Here is a 16,977-nt window from a genome sequence, read left to right as displayed (position 1 = left end):
TCCAGGAACGGCATGTTTAGTTAGTTGGCACCTGATTTGTTCGATAAAATATAAACTAATACCCTGCACTTATGCGTCGAACGTATTTGGGTGAATTTGAAGAAGTGGTTTTACTAATGGTCGCCATCCTCGACGGAGAGGGCTATGGCGTTACGGTCAGCCAGGCGCTGGAAGAGCATACGGGACGTACCGTTACATTCGGTACGGTTCATAACACGCTGATCCGGCTGGAAGAGAAGGGCTTTGTGCGGTCCGAACTGGGCGGAGCCACGGCCGAACGTGGTGGGCGGCGTAAACGGCTGTTCCGGATCACTGCGCTGGGAAGTCGCGCACTTCAGGAAATTCAGCAGCTCCGTCAAAACCTCTGGCAATTATTACCTCCTGACACACTTCGACCTGGCGGCCTATGAGATCTCCTGTTAAACCACCCCGTTGGGCCCACTGGCTACTCATCAAACTGCATCCTGCCAATACCCTGGAGGAGGTAGAAGGTGATTTGGAAGAACTCTATACATACTGGTATGATAGGTCGGGCAAAACACAAGCCACGCTGCGTTACCTCTTGAACGTGATGTCAGTGCTGCCGCCGTTTGTGCGCAGAAGAAAAACGAATGAACACCAATATTATCAACAACCGGGATCCCGGATCACCTCCAGCTTAACATCTATCATGATTCGGAATTATTTAAAGATCGCGTTTCGGAACCTGAAACGGCAAAAAGTTTCAACCAGCATTAATATAGCTGGTTTAGCCATCGGATTGGCTACCTGCGTACTGATCATGCTTTATGTGCAGGACGAATTATCCTACGATCGCTATAATGAGAACGCGGACCGGATCTTCCGGGTTGCACTCAAGGTGCGGTTAAATGGTGACGATGTTGGTGGGCCAATCTTAGGCGCAAGTGCTGCCCAGGACTTACAACAGGAATTTCCGGAAGTATTAAAAACAACACGTATCCGGAATCAGGCAGGTGAGTTTGTTAGCTACGGAACAACCTCGTTTAAAGAAGAACATCTGCTGTATACCGACTCAACTTTTTTTGACGTGTTCACCATTCCGTTCCTGGAAGGGAATTCAAAGCAGGCGCTGACCGAGCCAAACACCCTGGTATTGACGGAGGCAACCGCCCGGAAATATTTTGGCAATCAGGACCCGGTCGGAAAAGTCTTGTTATTTGGCAGGGAAAAGACGCCCTACCGGGTTACAGGCGTGGTCAGGAATGTACCGGCGAACTCCCATTTCCGGTTTGATATGCTGGCTTCGTTAGCCACTTATGGAGAGCTGCATAAGGGATGGATCTATAATATGAACTATTATACCTACCTGCTGCTGCCAGAGAAATACGATTACAAACAATTGGAGGCTAAAATCTCCCGGCTCGCTGAAAAAGAGGTTGGGGCTGAATTGCAGCAGTTTATGGCAATCAGCCTGAAACAGTTTCGTGAGAAGGGAGATGATTTCGGGATCTTTCTCCAGCCACTCACTAGTATTCATTTGTATTCCCCTTTCGGAAGTATTGAACTAAGCCCGGGGGGAAATATTCTATACGTATACGTGCTTACGGCCATTGCTGTCTTTATGTTGATAATAGCCTGTGTGAATTTTGTGAACCTGTCCACGGCCACTGCTGTCCGGCGTTCGCGTGAGGTAGGGATACGTAAAGTACTGGGTTCTGCAAAAGGGCAGCTGCAGCTTCAGTTTCTGATTGAATCAGTTTTGCTGGCGATGATGGCATTGATGATTGGATTGCTGGTTGTAGGGCTGTCGCTGCCCTACTTTAATCAGCTGACAGGCAAGACCCTTACATTTAGTTTATTGATCAACCCATTTGTGGCGGCTGGGTTAATAGCGGGTGCTGTGTTGGTGGGGCTGCTGGCAGGTAGTTACCCGGCTTTTTACCTATCCTCCTTTAAGCCTGTTTTAGTCTTGAAAGGGAAGATCACTGCCGGACGCGGAAGCTTCAGTCTGCGAAGCGGTTTGGTGGTGTTTCAATTTTTCATCACCATTTCCATGATCATTGCCACCGTTACGGCAGACCGGCAGCTACGTTACATGCGCACGCAGAAAGTTGGTTTTGACCGCGAACAGGTGCTGGTTATTCATGATACGCATATGCTTCGCAATAACGAAGCCGTATTCCGCGACAGGATCATTCAATCTCCGCAAGTCAGCATGAGCACTATTTCAGGACAGGTACCCGTTGGGAATTCAGTTATGGATAACACCACCGTAATGTCGAAAGAAAATCCTGATAAGGGTGTTATGAGCCGGTTCTATTTCGTTGATGACGCGTATATCCCTACATTGGGGATGCAGCTGGTCCAGGGGCGTAATTTTTCAAAAAGTTTTGCTACCGATTCCTTCGCTGTTATTCTGAATGAAACGGCTGCACGGGCCTTAGGCTGGGAAAAGGATCCAATTGGAAGAGAGCTGATAGGCAACACGGATGATAATGGCGCAAAAACATATTACCGGGTTATTGGTGTTGTAAGCGACTTTCATTTTGAATCTCTGCGGCAGAAGATCGGGCCATTAGTCATGTTCCTGGGTAGGAATTCAGGCAATATCCTGGTCAAAATCCATACGGATAAACTTCCGAAGTTGCTCGCTTCACTGAAGCAGCAATGGGAGTCATTTTCCCCGGCAGCCCCTTTTTCGTATTCGTTTTTAGATGACCGCTTTGCGCAGGTTTATGTTGGCGAGCAAAAAATAGAACAGGTATTAACCCTCTTCTCAAGCCTGACTATCTTCATAGCCTGTTTAGGCTTATTCGGATTGGCTACCTTCACCGCCGAACAACGTACCAAAGAGATTGGCGTCCGGAAAGTATTGGGCGCATCCGTTAGCAGTGTGGTGGCCTTACTCTCCAAAGACTTCCTCAAGCTTATTCTGATAGCGTTGGTGCTGGCTTCTCCAATTGCCTGGTGGGGTATGGATCAATGGCTGAAGGAATTTGCCTATAAGGTTACAATTGACTGGTGGATCTTTGCGCTGGCAGGATTGCTGGCAATTGGGATTGCCTTGTTGACAGTGAGTTTCCAGAGTATCAAAGCCGCGTTAACGGATCCCGTAAAAAGCTTGCGGAGTGAATAGCAAAAGGGAGTGCGCGAGGGGCCTGCAAATAATGGCAAATGGTCCTGGTGACCGGTGGTAATAGCAGGAAATCCGCGACAGTTTCGCGGATTTCCTGCTTTGGAAGCGCTCATGTGCCCCGCCAGGCAGAGTAGCTGTATTAAAATTTCTCCCTACTATGGTAAATGCTACCTAAAATTGTAAATTAGCTCCCATTGACACGAAATCCGCGATTTCCCTAACACCTGTTTTTTGAATCGACCTGAGAGCACAAATTTCCAGTTAGTAAATATGATACAATTAATCCGCCAGCTAAACCAGGTACCCGAGCCCCTTATTACAGCAGCAGGCATTGTCTATAAAAACAGCGACAATGCCATTGTCCGGATAGATAACAGTTTTTCAGTTACCGAAAGCGCGCCAGATGCGGAGCCTTTTGTGCTGGCAGGAATGGTCAATGGACAGGTGATCATCCGGACCAGGAACAGCATCATTGCCTGCGATTCAGATAGCAACCATAGATCGCAATACCCATTTGAGTACACAGGCAGCCTGCAGATTAAACTGATGTATGATGATAACATGATCATCCGCAATAAAACGGCTGCCGGCTGGAAACTAAGCAAATATAATTTCCGGACCGCAAGCATTATTTGGGAAGCTGATGGCGCCAATACCCACCTTTTTACCAGGAACGCTGATCTGCTAATCGCCACGCATACTGAGAAAAAAGAAGCCCTCACCTGTTTCAGTGAAACAAACGGAGACCTACTCTGGGAAGTGAGTATAAATGAACTGGGCCTATCTGCAGGTAGCTATGAGATCACCGGCCCCCCGCAGTTTGCAGGAGGTCATATATACGTGGGGGTTACCGGCGGGCATACAGACTATTTACTTTGTCTGGATGCCGGCACTGGTCAGTTATGCTGGCAGGTGAAAGACGCAGGCATGAAATTCCAGGCCGCGGATAAGTCCATTCTATGTTTTGTGAATACGGAAATATGGCAGATCGATGCTGTGGATGGCAAACGCCTTTCCAGCGCAGATATTTCATCCCATATTAAGTTAGCAGGAATTGATCCTTATGCCAACGTAATATTTGAGGATAATAAAATGTACCTCGCTGGTATCCTGGACACCATTATCAGCCAATGGAATATACAAACCGGGCAGCTGTTATGGCATTACCGGATACACGATACCAGTAAAACAGGCCGCAGGGGTGTTATGATCCCCGCCGCCGAAGATGCATTTTATGTATTTGATAACCGCATGTATGTGCTGGATTCAGAACAGACCCTATATGTATTTGAAAAGGATAAACATTTATAGGTCCGGTCAGAGCCGCCAGGTACCATTTACGATGAAGGTGAGCCAACAAAATTTCCGGCAGGTACCAGGGTCTTCGGTGGAAGTAACGATATAAACCGTGAAAATCATATCGAATTACATCCCTACATATGTTATTTTTATTCAATTTTTCACAATATCACTTCACAATAGTAAATTGTAGCCGTTTGTATTCCGTGGCAGAAAGCAGGAGAAACACCCTTTGGGAACATCTTATTATCTGAAATCTATTTTAGCATATGTTGACTGCTGACGAGAAAAAGATTTTTAGTGATTATAAAAGAGCATTTGACACCTATCGAAAGGATAACAAGGTCATTGAACTTGATACGAACTTTGGAAAGAAACTGGACTACTTTTACTTCAGGTTGGAAGACTCTCTGCCTGAATATGGCTACACAATCCCACCCTATAGGGTGTCTAATGTGATTATCATTTTTACGACACAGGGAAAGGGGGAAAGAGTAGTGGGGAAAATAAAAGTGCCTATGAACAAAAACTCGCTTGTTATCATCCCCAGCCAGACTATTCAAACAGGACAGCATAGCGAGGATACGAAAGGTTTTTTGCTTGGTTTCAATCTCAACTTCTTTTTACAGGAACATTTTCCGCGCCATCACCTGTTCAAATTCGAATTGTTCCGAAATGACCTGAAACCTTATACACAGGTAACTATAGGACAGGCAAAAACACTGAAGGCTATTTTTGATGCACTGCTTGAAGAACGCAACCAAAAATGGGTGAACAAAAATGAAATGATAGCACTCAAGATCCTGGAGCTGATTTTGATTTGTGAACGCCTGTTTAAACACCATGAAAAACTCAATAGAAAATCATTGTCCCCTACCTATGTTCAATATATTGACCTGATCCAGCAGCATTATAAAGAACAGCATTCCACTTCGTATTATGCAAAGCTGCTGCACATTCATCCCAATGTGCTCAATTCGATTTGCAAACGGCATTTGGATCAATCGGCGAAGCAAACCATTGATACGAAACTCATTCGGGAAGCAGAGGACTTACTGTTCCATACCAACCTTACAGTAAAAGAGATTGCTTATGAACTCGGCTTTGCATCAGCGTCGCATTTTTTCCGCTTCTTTAAACGCCACACGGGCAGTTCCCCCCAGGCCCTCCGGCAAAAACATTTGAATGTGTCATAAGTTGATGTAAATCGGATACTTCTTTCGGGGAGGTAAACCCGAGTTTTGCGTATAGGGTATTGAAATACAAAACCAGTGTATGCAAAAGAAGCCCTTATTAGCAAATGAAAATCGCGCCCGACAGTGGAAAAAACCTCCTCGCAAATAGCTTCGTTAGTTTCAAAGAAATCAGCAACGAGGCGGAACTCACTGCGCCAAAGGAGAATTATTTTACGTTGCTGTTTGTAGAAAAAGCTACGGGTGTACTCACGATTGAATTAAAGGATTACCAGGTAGGGCCACGACAGGTCCATATACTTATCCCCGGGAAACCATATCGCTGGAAACTGGACGCGCCTGTCAAAGGCTACCGGCTAACGATTAGCAGAGACATGCTGCAGATGTTTCCTCCTTTCTTTCAATTTATCTTTTCCCAATATGACCAGCCGCCGGTACTTGACCTGGATATGCTGACTTTTAAAAAGGTCCTGGTGGAATGCCTGGCTATCAAAGAAGAGCTCAGCGCGGCCAATATTTCTTTGGAGTTGGTGAATGCCCGCTGCCTGTTAATTACACTCATCATTTCCTTATGGAAATCCGGTGAATGTGGAGATATGCTCATGGGAAGCGCCTATTCTATCGCGCACGCTTTTAAAACATTGGTAGACGAAAATTTCAGGAAACACAAGACGGTATCTTTCTATGCAGCCAGATTGTGCATCACACCCAATTATCTTGGCATCATTTGCCGCAAAAGTTTCAATAAATCAGCACTCGAAATCATCCAGGAGCGCGTATTACACGAAGCCAAACAATTACTGCACAGCACAAGAAAATCGATCAAGGAAATCGCCTTTGATATAGGCTTTCCCAAGCTGACCTATTTTTCCTATTTTTTTAAGTCAAAAACGAGCCTTACGCCAGTAGCATACAGGAAACTATTTGAACAGTCGGTTAAATTAAGCGTAGAAAAATGATTGAAACGCGGGCGTATTTTCTTAAATAATTCAATGTGCGGCTGTCAGTGATTATGGACACTGCGAAGTTGTTCACCTGCTCAAAGGTGGCTGCTCCCTCCTGCCCTGCTATTTATGAATAATATTCCATACACTATTCACGGTTTACGACATCAATTTACACACATTTACAGCGGAAGAAATAAAAATTTATAACGTATTTTCGTTATACTGCGATTAAGATGTTGTTCACCTGCAAATGCAACACCATATGAACGGGAATGAACTGAATACAGCTTCCGTTAAACATAGACCAATTACAAGAGTGAATGGGGTTTATGACAGTTTCACCAGTGCCGATGCGCTGGCGATGGAGGAACCCCTGGAGATAAGGATCACGTGACAATATCGATGACACAGTTACCCGCCCCCCGGCTTTAATTGCTAATGTTAAAAAAAAGAGCATGATGGAAAAAGATAAACCTGATAATATACCTGCCGACCAGCCCACGAACAAGAAACCTTCTGCGGAAAACCCCTACCAGTTGCTGGGCCTCAAACTCACTAAAGTGGAAAAATGGGCAGCGGGTGTGCCGGCAGTGATGGCTGCCATGAAGGACTTGCTGGAAGAAAAGACGTTTTTCCGGGGCAACAAGGCACTATTGCATATGAACCAGTTTGAGGGTTTTGACTGTTCCAGCTGCGCCTGGCCTGACCCGGATGACGAGCGTTCACCGATCGGAGAATACTGTGAAAACGGCGCCAAAGCGCTCGCGGAGGAAGCCACCACCAAAAAGGTCACAGCAGCTTTTTTCAAGGCCAATGCAGTTTACGACCTCGCTAAGCTGGATGATTATAAGATCGGCAAAATGGGCAGGCTCACGGAGCCTATGTACCTTCCCCAAGGTGGCACACATTACCAGCCTATCAGTTGGGATGATGCATTTAAAAAGATTGCGGCGCATCTGAACCAGCTTGCATCTCCTGATGAAGCGGCATTTTATACGTCGGGCAGAACGAGTAATGAAGCATCTTTCGTCTACCAGCTTTTCGCCAAAGTATATGGGACGAATAATATGCCTGACTGCTCCAATATGTGCCATGAAACGTCCGGTTCTGCCCTTCGCCCTACGATAGGCATCGGCAAGGGCACCGTCAAACTGGAAGATTTTTATCTCTCAGAGATCATCATTATTATCGGGCAGAACCCTGGTACAAATGCACCGAGGATGATGAGTGCACTCGAAAAAGCCAAAAAGAACGGCGCCAAAATTATTGCCATTAACCCATTGCCCGAAGCGGGCCTGATGGGCTTTCATAATCCCCAGGAAATCAGCGGTATTATCGGCAATGGCGTTAAGCTGGCAGACCTTTACCTGCCGGTAAAGATAAACGGCGATATGGCCCTGTTAAAAGCTATTGAGCTACTGCTGTTTGAATTTGAAAAAACGTCCCGGGGCCAGGTGTTCAACTGGCCTTTCATTGCCGAAAAAACAACAGGATATGATGCCTTCATCAAACAGTTCGAACAATATGACCTGGATGAACTCGCCCGGCAGGCCGGGGTTGCCAAAGCCGATATCTATGAAGCGGCCCAAATGATGGCTTCAAAACAACGTATTATCGTCTGCTGGGGCATGGGACTTACCCAACAGCACAATGGAGTGGATATGATCAAAGAGATCCTCAACCTGCTCCTGCTCAAAGGTAGTATCGGTAGTCCAGGCGCCGGCGTTTGCCCGGTCCGCGGGCACAGCAATGTACAAGGTAACCGGACAATGCTGATTGATGAGAAACCAACCGATGAACAGCTGGACCGCCTGCAGCAATTCTTTGGTTTTAACCCGCCCCGCAAACACGGCTATGATGTTGTCCGTGCCATCAAAGCGATGCAGGAACAGCGCCTGAAAGTACTGTTCTGTATGGGCGGTAATTTTCTATCCGCCACGCCCGATACGACCTATACGGCGGAAGCCATGCGCAAATTGGCCCTCACAGTTTATGTATCCACGAAACTAAACCGCAGCCACCTGGTACATGGTCAGGAGTCAATTATATTACCAACGCTTTCGCGCAGCGATATAGATATGATTAATGGGGTACACCAGTTCGTCAGTACAGAGAACTCCATGGGGGTGGTTGAAAAGTCAAAAGGCATCTTAAAACCGGTGTCGGAACACCTGGTTAACGAAATGCAGATCGTTTGCCGGATGGCAATGGCCACTCTCGGGCCTAAGTCCGTCATTAACTGGCAACGCTATCACGACAGTTACGACGCCGTAAGGGATGATATTGAAAAATGTATTCCCGGTTTTGACAACTACAACGAAAGAGTGCTGCAGAAAGGTGGTTTTTACCTGCCCAATGCGGCACGTGATGGTATATTTAAAACCGAGGAGTTTGGCGACCGCGCCCCATTTACGCTAACCAGTATCCCCGATAATACCCTTGGACCGGATGAATACCTGATGGCAACTACGCGTACCCATGACCAGTTTAATACAACCATCTATGGCCTGGATGACCGCTACCGGGGCATTAAAAATGAACGCCGGGTGATCTTTATGAATGCGGACGATATTGAAAAAGCCGGTTTTAAAGCAGGCGATAAAGTAGATCTCTTCAACTATGACGATGGCATCGAGCGTATCGCACCATTATTCATTATCGTTTCCTACCAAATCCCTAAACGTAATACGGTTACCTATTTTCCGGAAACAAATGTCCTGGTATCGATAAATAACGTCGTTAAGGAAAGCAATATGCCGGCCTCGAAATATGTAAAGATTCAAATTAAAAAACACGATCCTGCTATCTACAACCGGATAAATCAATTGTAAAACATGGGCAACGGTCAGCAATATTTTCAAAGGAAATAATTATTTGAACCAGGGAAAACGGAAGAACAGCATGTGCCATAAACGGCCCCAATACAATTCCTTAATGGCCCTACGGCTTATCATCCGAAATGGCCTCTTCTATCCTCAAACTTTCTTTGTGGATAGCATTGAGCATTTCAGTGACGAATTCAGCCGACAATCCCTCTCTCTTACCTGCCTCAATGCCCCTTTCCAACACCTTTTGAAAGCGGGCAGCCTGTAAAGGAGCAATATGATGCTGGGCTTTGTAAACACCTATCTCGCGGACAACCCTTTCCCTTGCACCTAGCACCTCGAAAAGCTTTTTATCGAGTGAGTCGATGTCCTTTCGTTTGTTTTCCAAGATAGTATCAGTGGTATTTTTAGACGGACTTTGTCCATTTGCTTTGTCCACAGTGGCTATAGCCGCCAAAGTGATAATGAGGACGAGAAATTTATTTTTCATAGCCGAAGCCCCTCCATTTTAGTGCCATTTTTTGGCGGGCAGCTTTTACTCCTAACCTTTGGGCCTGGCAGAGATAACACTCAAAAGAAACAAATTTTTGCCTGATGTACTTCCAATGCCAGGTTTCTGTTCAACAGATCATCAACAACCTGTTCTGTCCTGACTTCTCCTTTGGTGCACGGTGAATACAAGGAGGAACCTGGCTTTGAGGATGATCAACCGCCAACCTCCATAGGTGGCCAATACCTAAGCTTATTGGATGTCCATTAGGTTTAGCCTGATAGTGCAGGTCAAAGAAATGGTCACTTAAGAATGATTCAAAACCTTCATCTGCTCCATGATATAGTTTTCTGAGCTCATCGCGTATTTCCGGAATAAGTACTTTCTTTTGGCCTTGTGAATTTGGCAATATTTCACTGGACTCACCATAGTAGGTGCATAAAAAGGTATCAGTTGGTATTGGAGAGCGATCTGCATGAAAAGAATAAACATCGGTTGGAAAAAACGGGTAAGTATCATCCCGGTCATAATGGTTGATCACATTAAGGATTGGCGATGCGCCATGAGCTTTCAATATCTCCAGGTCATTTAAAAGAATTTCACGGGCAAGTTGCCCCTGTTCACTCAACTGAAGTGCACGAAGTTCCTCTTGCTCAATTTCCGTTATATTTCCGCTTAACGCTACCTTCTTAACAATCTCAGAAAAATCACCTGTTAGTTGACGAGTCCAGCAAATCGCATTAATTTCTCCATTAAATGGCGTAGAAACAAGGTCTTGAAAATTCGAGACACGGTGAATGTGTTTCTCTGCAGGAGATGAATCTATCATATAAAATCATTTGACAACGAAGTACGGCTATTTTCGTTTATAACTAAAACTTCTCCATAGTCGTCAGATCTTTCATAACCGGGCATCTCAGGTTCGTTTGAATACATGCAAATTGTCTGATTCATCTGTAACAAACAGCCGATCATTATAAAGTTTCAGGTCACTTATCCATCCAGCTTCAGTAACTACTGGTTGTTTCCATTCTATTTTGGCTGTATCGATGTTAAAGGCATAGAGGCTTTTTCCGTAGCCTGAAGCGATATACAGGTAATTGTCCTGTTTGGCCAGGAAATAATAATCAGCCGTCCGGAAACCTTGCTCCGTGAGCTCGGCGGTAACGTCTACGTCTTTGAGTAACCTACCCGTTTTACTGTCTATTATCGCAAATCTTCCCAGTACAGCTGGCATCTTCAGGTAAAAGAATACATATATGTGCTCTCCGAAAAAAGTAGTGGCAGGAACAGGACCGTCCTGTTGCCAGACAATAGCACCGGTATCGGGGTTGAAAGCAGTCAGGAAGTTACGCCCATATATGAACCTGGATCGTATGATCATCAGCTCATCTTTATGAAGCACGGTATACTTTACATTTTTAATGATGTCTGCCACTCTAAACATGCGCTGGCGAATTAGGTAAATATTATCAGAACAGATGCCATCCCTGCCGGTGAATGCCATCATGTTAAATCGCTTTGAAAAGAATGAAGTGTATACATCCAACCCAGAGTTTATAGACTGCACAGGCAATCATATACAGATACATCCACAGTCCCAGCCTCGTCCGCAACAATCTTAACGCTCCTTTCACATGGCTCCTTACCGACTGCTCACTCAGCTCCAGTCTTTCCGCTATCTCCTTATGCGACAGGTTTGCCTTCCGGCTCAATTCAAATACCTGCCGCATTTTGGGTGGTAACAACTGTATTTCTTTTTCTATGATCATAGCCAGCTGGCGTTCCCGGGCCAGGTGATCAGTAGCGGCTTCTGTTTTGCTGCCGGTATGCCGTAAGGATAACAGGAACTTATCTTCCACATATTTATGAGCAAGAATATTCAATACCCTGTTCCTTACGGATGTGTAGAGGTAGTTGGAGAAATTGGAAGCAGGTGTGAGACTTTCCCGGTGGATCCAGAGATATGAGAACAGCTCTTGCAGCAAATCTTTAGCTTCATCCTTATCTCTTAACTGCCGATAGGCATGTAAATAAAGCACGCCAAAATAACGTTCGTATATTTCGGCGAAAGCATGTTTATTGCCGGACTTGATCAAACTAACCAGCTCGAGATCGTTCATGCAATCGTATTCTGCCATGATTAAACTCATCCCGCGGGAAATAAAAGGTTTAGCTATTTTAAGACTACATCATAAGTGTCAAACCGGCGCCCGGTTTGTTAACGTAATACCATTGTAATTATAATACTTACCCCGCTAAAATAATTTTATTTTTTTTACCCCCCTCCCTCTATTGTTTCCTGTCTATATATAGAACGATACGGAAAATATATGCAAGCACCGGAAATCAAGGAATTACTGGAGAAATATAAAAAAGGCGCCATTACAGAGGAAGAACTGGCCTTACTGGAAACCTGGTATCTCCAAAGACTTCCGGAGCCCCTGGATGTTTCTGCTGAAGAACTGGGAAGGCTTAAAAACGAAGTATGGCAATCTTTGCACCTGCAGGATGCAACACCTGCTCACGGGCGCCGGTGGAAATTACTCGCCGCAGCTGCTGCGTTGCTCCTGCTTGTGGGGAGCGCCCTGTATTTCCTGGGCATTGCGCCGGGTAAAAAGCCCCGTGTCACAGAAATGCCCGCCTCCGGGAGCCTGGCTGATGAATTTAAGCCTGGCGGTAACCGGGCTACGCTGACGTTGTCCAACGGACAGCAAATCGTATTAAAGGAAGCGCAAAACGGGAAACTGGCGGAAGACGCCTCAGTGGCTATTAACAAAACAGCAGATGGGGAGCTGGTATATGACCATCCAAAACAGCTGCCGGCTGTGGCGCCTGTGCTGAATATCTTATCCACGCCCAGGGGCGGGCAATACCATCTTACGTTATCTGACGGAACACAGGTATGGCTCAATGCCGCGTCCTCCATCTCTTACCCCGTTGCCTTCAATGGAAAAGAACGGACCGTAACGGTAAGCGGTGAAGCCTATTTTGAAGTGGCCAGGCGGGATGATCTGCCGTTTAAAGTACGTACCGGCAAACAAACGATTATCGTATTGGGCACTCATTTCAATGTGAAAGCTTACCCCGATGATCCTGATATCAGCACTACCCTGCTGACCGGCAGCGTGAAGGTGACCAATACCACATCCGGCGCCGACGGTGTGCTGAAGCCGGGCCAACAGGCCAGGATCATAAATACCAGCGGGCTGCTGGACATTCAGTCCGTACATGCAGAGAACGCCATCTCATGGAAGAATGGTTATTTCCTGTTTGATAACCAGGATATAAAAAGCATTATGAAGATAATAAGCAGGTGGTACGACGTAGATATCGAATACAGTGGACCACCGGGCAATGAAAGATTTGGAGGTACTTTTTCACGTTCATCCAATATGCAGGAAATACTTACTAACCTGGAGCGGATCGGCCACGTACATTTTAAACTCTTTCCCGGGAAAGTGACCGTAACAACACAGGTCCAGTAAACCTGGAATATTTACAAACCAATAAAAAGAAGCGCTATTGAAAAAACAGAACTAACACATTTCCACGTTGGATCACCGGAAAAACCAGGAACGTCGGAAGCGTCCCTGGCTATTTGCCAGGCATCCTGATTAACGCTGTATCATAACATTAACGTAAACCTGACAACCAAATGTATAAAAAATTTACTGAATTATTATTCAGGAGGCATTCTTATGTCCAGTTCAATTTCTACTTAAAAATGAAGCTCACCGCCATTTTAATAGTTGTAGCCGTCATCCAGTTAAAGGCGGAAACCTTTGCTCAGAAGATCTCTGTTAAGGTCAGCAATGCCAGTCTCACAGAAGTAATTGCCCAACTCAAAAAGCAAACGGACTATGATTTTCTTTACAACAACGAGGTGATAAAAAATGTAAAACCTGTTACCCTGAACATACAGAATGCAGACCTGAAAGAAGTGCTGGACAAGTGTTTCCACGATCAGCCGGTCAGCTATTCCATTTCAAATAAAACAGTATTGATCATGGCCCGGCCTGTTCATCTGCCAGGGAATAATAACAGTGATTACAAAGAACAAAAGCAGAGAATAACCGGCACCGTTACTGATGAAACCAACGGTGAGCCACTAATAGGCGCATCTGTAGCGGTGGAGGGAACTACCATAGGCGCCAGTACAGACGAAAAAGGTTTCTTTTCCCTGGATGCGCCAGGCCCCGATGCCGTATTGGTTATTTCTTATGTAGGTTTCCAGACACAAAAGGTACCTGCAGGCGGGCGAACAACATTACAGGTAAAGCTGGCCCGCTCAGATGCCAAACTGGATGAATTAGTGGTGGTTGGTTATGGAACCAGGACAAAAGGAGCTATCACAGGCGCTATCACCACTGTAAAATCTGACGTGTTTGAAAGCAGGCCGCTAAATAACAGCTATGATGCATTACAGGGCACGATACCAGGACTCACCATCACGAAGGCAAGCGGTCAGCCTGGCAGCACCACTTACGGTTTCCAGGTAAGAGGCTATTCATCTGTAAACGGCAATGCCCCGCTGGTGCTTATCGATGGCATCCCCGGAGACATCAATACGATCAATACCAATGATATTGCAGAAGTAACTGTTTTAAAAGATGCGGCGGCAGCCATTTATGGGGCAAGGGCTGCCAACGGGGTGATCATAGTAAGCACCAAACGTGGCAAAAAAGGCCCTCCTGCTATTACTTATACCGCCAATATCGGTTACAAAACGCCTACCTATCTGAGGAAGATGCAAAACACCATGGAGTTTGCAAAGTTCATGGATGAAGGCCTGCGCAATGTGGGTATCAACGGCTTTCCGCAGGAAGTGTTTGACAAAATTGCGGCCAATGCACCGCCGGACCCCACCGGCTGGAACTACGGTGTTACCAGTTATCCCGGCTTTTACGGGTATACAGACTGGAATAAAGTCATCTACAAAAATGCTACCCAACAACTGCACAATATCAATGTTTCCGGCGGCGGGGAAAATAACAGCTACCTCTTGTCGGCCGGTTACAACCGGGATAATGGCATCGTACGATTTGGAGAAAATAAATCGAACGGCTATAATCTCCGCCTCAATTATGATTTCCGCCTCAATAATCATTTTACTGTGGAAACCCGCTCCTATTTCGATAACAGGGCAGTGGTAACACCTACTTTACTGGGAAGCGCACTGACAAATGTAACAAGGCAATTCCCTTACCAACCTGTTTATAACAAAGTAGGACAGTTCTACGGCTACCAGGGTTATGAAGGACCCGCACAGTACCTGGAAGAAGGCGGTACCCAATTAAGCAACATGTCCAGGTTTGGTGCAAATATTAAAATAGACTATACCATCATTCCAGGTCTTAAGCTCACCGGGCAAAGTGCAGTAAGACTGGACTATGAGAATGGCAGTACTACCAACCGAACCATTACCCGTCATAACTGGGAAGGAGAAGTGCAGGATGTGCGTAATACTCCTAACTCCGCCAATTACAACAATGATAAAGTATTGAATAAGCTTTACCAGGCATACCTGGATTATAATAAGAAGCTCTCGCGGGACCATAGCATTAACTTTACAGGAGGCGCCTCCCTGGAGCAAACCAGGCGGGAAGGCCAATCTACCAACGGTTATAACTTTATCAGTAACGACATCTTTACGTTGAACCTGGCAGATAAAACCAAGGCAGCCTATGCAAATTTTACCGGGTATCTGAACAACGAGGCACTCGCCTCCTACTTCGGCAGGTTAAGCTATACTTTCAGGGAAAAACTGATCGTAGATTTTACAGCGCGGGCAGACGGAAGTTCTAAATTCTCACCGGATAAACGGTGGAGCGCCGTATTTCCTTCCGCAGCAATCGCCTACAATCTGTCTGAAGAAAAGTTCATCAAAAAAATCAATGTATTCGATCTGTTAAAACTGAGATTATCCTATGGTAAAATGGGTAACCAGGATATAGGAGAACTGGGACTATATGATTATATCCCGCTTATCTCCGTTGGCGGCAACTATCCCATAGGTTCTCCCAATGCGGGCCTTCCGGGAGCTAATGCCAACCCTGCATCATCTACCAGGACATGGGAAACCATAGAAACCCGCAACATCGGTATCGACGCAGCCATTTTGCAATCCAGGCTCTCCTTCTCCTTCGACTACTATAACAAGATCAACAACGACATGCTCGTAAAGGTAGCAGTGCCTGCATCATTTGGCGCCACACCTCCTTCTACCAACCAGGGTAAACTGGATACCAAAGGCTTTGAAATGATGATCACCTGGAAAGACCAGGTAAATGATTTCAGGTACAGCGTGTCACTGCAGCTGAGCGATAGTAAGAATAAACTGGTGGAGCTGAAGAATACAGACAATTACGGCGAAGGGCTGAACCAGTACAGGCAAGGCTATCCCATTTACTCCTATTTTGGCTATGTGTATGATGGTATTATTAAAACCCAGAAACAGCTGGATGATTACAAAAAACTGGAAGGCGTTCCTTCCCGGATCTCACTTGGCGATGTAATGTATAAAGATGTGGATGGTGATGGAAAGCTGACCGCCTTCGGAGACAAAACCAAGGGCCTGACCGGTGATATGATATATCTGGGCAATCTTACTCCCAGGTATACCTATTCCGCTAATCTGAGTGCAGCCTACAAAAATTTTGATGTGCAGGTTTTTCTCCAGGGCGTTGGCAAACGGGATGTAATCTATGAAGGCGCCATTAACCAGCCTAATACTTTCTTCTGGCCCACGCTGGAATATTACTATGGCAAAACCTGGTCGCCGGAAAGACCGGATGCAAAATACCCCAGGTACCTGCCTGGCAATTTGGGATACGACGATGTGAAGAACTACAACTACCGCGCCTCTGCCCTCACGCTCCAGAATGTAGCCTACCTTCGGTTTAAGGTGATCACACTCGGTTACACCATTCCTGAGAACATTACAAAAAGGGCCAGGATAAAATCGGCCCGCGTTTACTTCAGCGGGCAGGATCTCTTTACCTTCTCAAAAGGCACTTTGGGCGGGAACTTCGACCCGGAAGACGGGTATCGTAACGAAGGAACCTATCCCTTCAACAAGGTGTATTCACTGGGCTTAAATGTAAAATTTTAATTGAAGCGCATC

Annotated in this window: 12 protein-coding genes; 8 read left to right on the top strand and 4 right to left on the bottom strand. The window is 45.8% G+C overall.

Annotated elements, in window-relative coordinates; translation table 11 throughout:
- Positions 1-71: 71 nt before the first annotated feature.
- The 6 genes from PV783_RS16895 (at position 72) to PV783_RS16870 (ending at position 9,367) form a co-directional block, all read left to right on the top strand.
- The gene (locus PV783_RS16895; RefSeq protein ID WP_079467785.1) at positions 72-410 is read left to right on the top strand and encodes a PadR family transcriptional regulator; all 339 of its coding nucleotides are present in this window, start codon (positions 72-74) and stop codon (positions 408-410) included.
- Positions 407-3,097, top strand: coding sequence for an ABC transporter permease (locus PV783_RS16890; RefSeq protein WP_420988862.1), 2,691 nt, complete (start codon positions 407-409; stop codon positions 3,095-3,097). Before PV783_RS16895 ends, PV783_RS16890 begins: the two co-directional genes overlap by 4 nt.
- Positions 3,098-3,367: 270 nt before the next feature.
- A complete protein-coding gene (locus PV783_RS16885; RefSeq protein ID WP_420988861.1) occupies positions 3,368-4,408 on the top strand; it encodes a PQQ-binding-like beta-propeller repeat protein in 1,041 nt (346 codons plus the stop codon).
- 257 nt (positions 4,409-4,665) lie between these two features.
- Entirely contained in the window at positions 4,666-5,592 is a 927-nt protein-coding gene (locus PV783_RS16880; RefSeq protein WP_420988860.1) for a helix-turn-helix domain-containing protein, read from the top strand.
- Between the two features lie 104 nt (positions 5,593-5,696).
- Positions 5,697-6,548, top strand: a complete 852-nt coding sequence (locus PV783_RS16875; protein WP_420988859.1) for a helix-turn-helix domain-containing protein — start codon at positions 5,697-5,699, stop codon at positions 6,546-6,548.
- Positions 6,549-6,994: 446 nt separating this feature from the next.
- Positions 6,995-9,367 carry an FdhF/YdeP family oxidoreductase gene (locus PV783_RS16870; RefSeq protein WP_420988858.1) on the top strand — a complete coding sequence of 791 codons (2,373 nt, stop codon included), beginning with the start codon at positions 6,995-6,997 and terminating at the stop codon, positions 9,365-9,367.
- A 109-nt stretch (positions 9,368-9,476) separates the two neighbouring features.
- Here the strand turns inward: PV783_RS16870 and PV783_RS16865 are convergent, their stop codons facing one another.
- The 4 genes from PV783_RS16865 to PV783_RS16850 all read right to left on the bottom strand — a co-directional run bounded on the left by PV783_RS16865 (position 9,477) and on the right by PV783_RS16850 (position 12,004).
- Positions 9,477-9,851 carry a chorismate mutase gene (locus tag PV783_RS16865; protein WP_420988857.1) on the bottom strand — a complete coding sequence of 125 codons (375 nt, stop codon included), beginning with the start codon at positions 9,849-9,851 and terminating at the stop codon, positions 9,477-9,479.
- A 130-nt stretch (positions 9,852-9,981) separates the two neighbouring features.
- The gene (locus PV783_RS16860; protein ID WP_420988856.1) at positions 9,982-10,680 is read right to left on the bottom strand and encodes a hypothetical protein; all 699 of its coding nucleotides are present in this window, start codon (positions 10,678-10,680) and stop codon (positions 9,982-9,984) included.
- Between the two features lie 87 nt (positions 10,681-10,767).
- Positions 10,768-11,361 carry a PQQ-binding-like beta-propeller repeat protein gene (locus PV783_RS16855; RefSeq protein ID WP_420988855.1) on the bottom strand — a complete coding sequence of 198 codons (594 nt, stop codon included), beginning with the start codon at positions 11,359-11,361 and terminating at the stop codon, positions 10,768-10,770.
- 1 nt (position 11,362) lies between these two features.
- A complete protein-coding gene (locus tag PV783_RS16850) occupies positions 11,363-12,004 on the bottom strand; it encodes an RNA polymerase sigma factor (RefSeq protein ID WP_420988854.1) in 642 nt (213 codons plus the stop codon).
- Positions 12,005-12,184: 180 nt separating this feature from the next.
- Between PV783_RS16850 and PV783_RS16845 the strand changes: the two genes are divergently transcribed.
- Together PV783_RS16845 and PV783_RS16840 are read left to right on the top strand one after the other, a co-directional pair.
- Entirely contained in the window at positions 12,185-13,339 is a 1,155-nt protein-coding gene (locus PV783_RS16845) for a FecR family protein (protein ID WP_420988853.1), read from the top strand.
- Positions 13,340-13,578: 239 nt separating this feature from the next.
- Positions 13,579-16,965 (top strand): TonB-dependent receptor, encoded by a 3,387-nt coding sequence (locus PV783_RS16840; protein ID WP_420988852.1) that lies wholly within the window; start codon positions 13,579-13,581, stop codon positions 16,963-16,965.
- Positions 16,966-16,977 lie beyond the last annotated feature (12 nt).

The sequence above is a fragment of the Chitinophaga sp. CC14 genome, from assembly GCF_048957795.1.
Classification (GTDB): domain Bacteria; phylum Bacteroidota; class Bacteroidia; order Chitinophagales; family Chitinophagaceae; genus Chitinophaga; species Chitinophaga ginsengisegetis.
This window is presented reverse-complemented; position numbering and strand designations above follow the sequence as displayed.

What these genes read in the sequence shown, in the direction of transcription:
- PV783_RS16895 (WP_079467785.1), top strand. Translation starts at nt 72, where the DNA reads ATGCGTCGAACGTATTTGGGTGAATTTGAAGAAGTGGTTTTACTAATG.
- PV783_RS16890 (WP_420988862.1), top strand. Translation starts at nt 407, where the DNA reads ATGAGATCTCCTGTTAAACCACCCCGTTGGGCCCACTGGCTACTCATC.
- PV783_RS16885 (WP_420988861.1), top strand. Translation starts at nt 3,368, where the DNA reads ATGATACAATTAATCCGCCAGCTAAACCAGGTACCCGAGCCCCTTATT.
- PV783_RS16880 (WP_420988860.1), top strand. Translation starts at nt 4,666, where the DNA reads ATGTTGACTGCTGACGAGAAAAAGATTTTTAGTGATTATAAAAGAGCA.
- PV783_RS16875 (WP_420988859.1), top strand. Translation starts at nt 5,697, where the DNA reads ATGAAAATCGCGCCCGACAGTGGAAAAAACCTCCTCGCAAATAGCTTC.
- PV783_RS16870 (WP_420988858.1), top strand. Translation starts at nt 6,995, where the DNA reads ATGGAAAAAGATAAACCTGATAATATACCTGCCGACCAGCCCACGAAC.
- PV783_RS16865 (WP_420988857.1), bottom strand. Translation starts at nt 9,851, where the DNA reads ATGAAAAATAAATTTCTCGTCCTCATTATCACTTTGGCGGCTATAGCC.
- PV783_RS16860 (WP_420988856.1), bottom strand. Translation starts at nt 10,680, where the DNA reads ATGATAGATTCATCTCCTGCAGAGAAACACATTCACCGTGTCTCGAAT.
- PV783_RS16855 (WP_420988855.1), bottom strand. Translation starts at nt 11,361, where the DNA reads ATGATGGCATTCACCGGCAGGGATGGCATCTGTTCTGATAATATTTAC.
- PV783_RS16850 (WP_420988854.1), bottom strand. Translation starts at nt 12,004, where the DNA reads ATGAGTTTAATCATGGCAGAATACGATTGCATGAACGATCTCGAGCTG.
- PV783_RS16845 (WP_420988853.1), top strand. Translation starts at nt 12,185, where the DNA reads ATGCAAGCACCGGAAATCAAGGAATTACTGGAGAAATATAAAAAAGGC.
- PV783_RS16840 (WP_420988852.1), top strand. Translation starts at nt 13,579, where the DNA reads ATGAAGCTCACCGCCATTTTAATAGTTGTAGCCGTCATCCAGTTAAAG.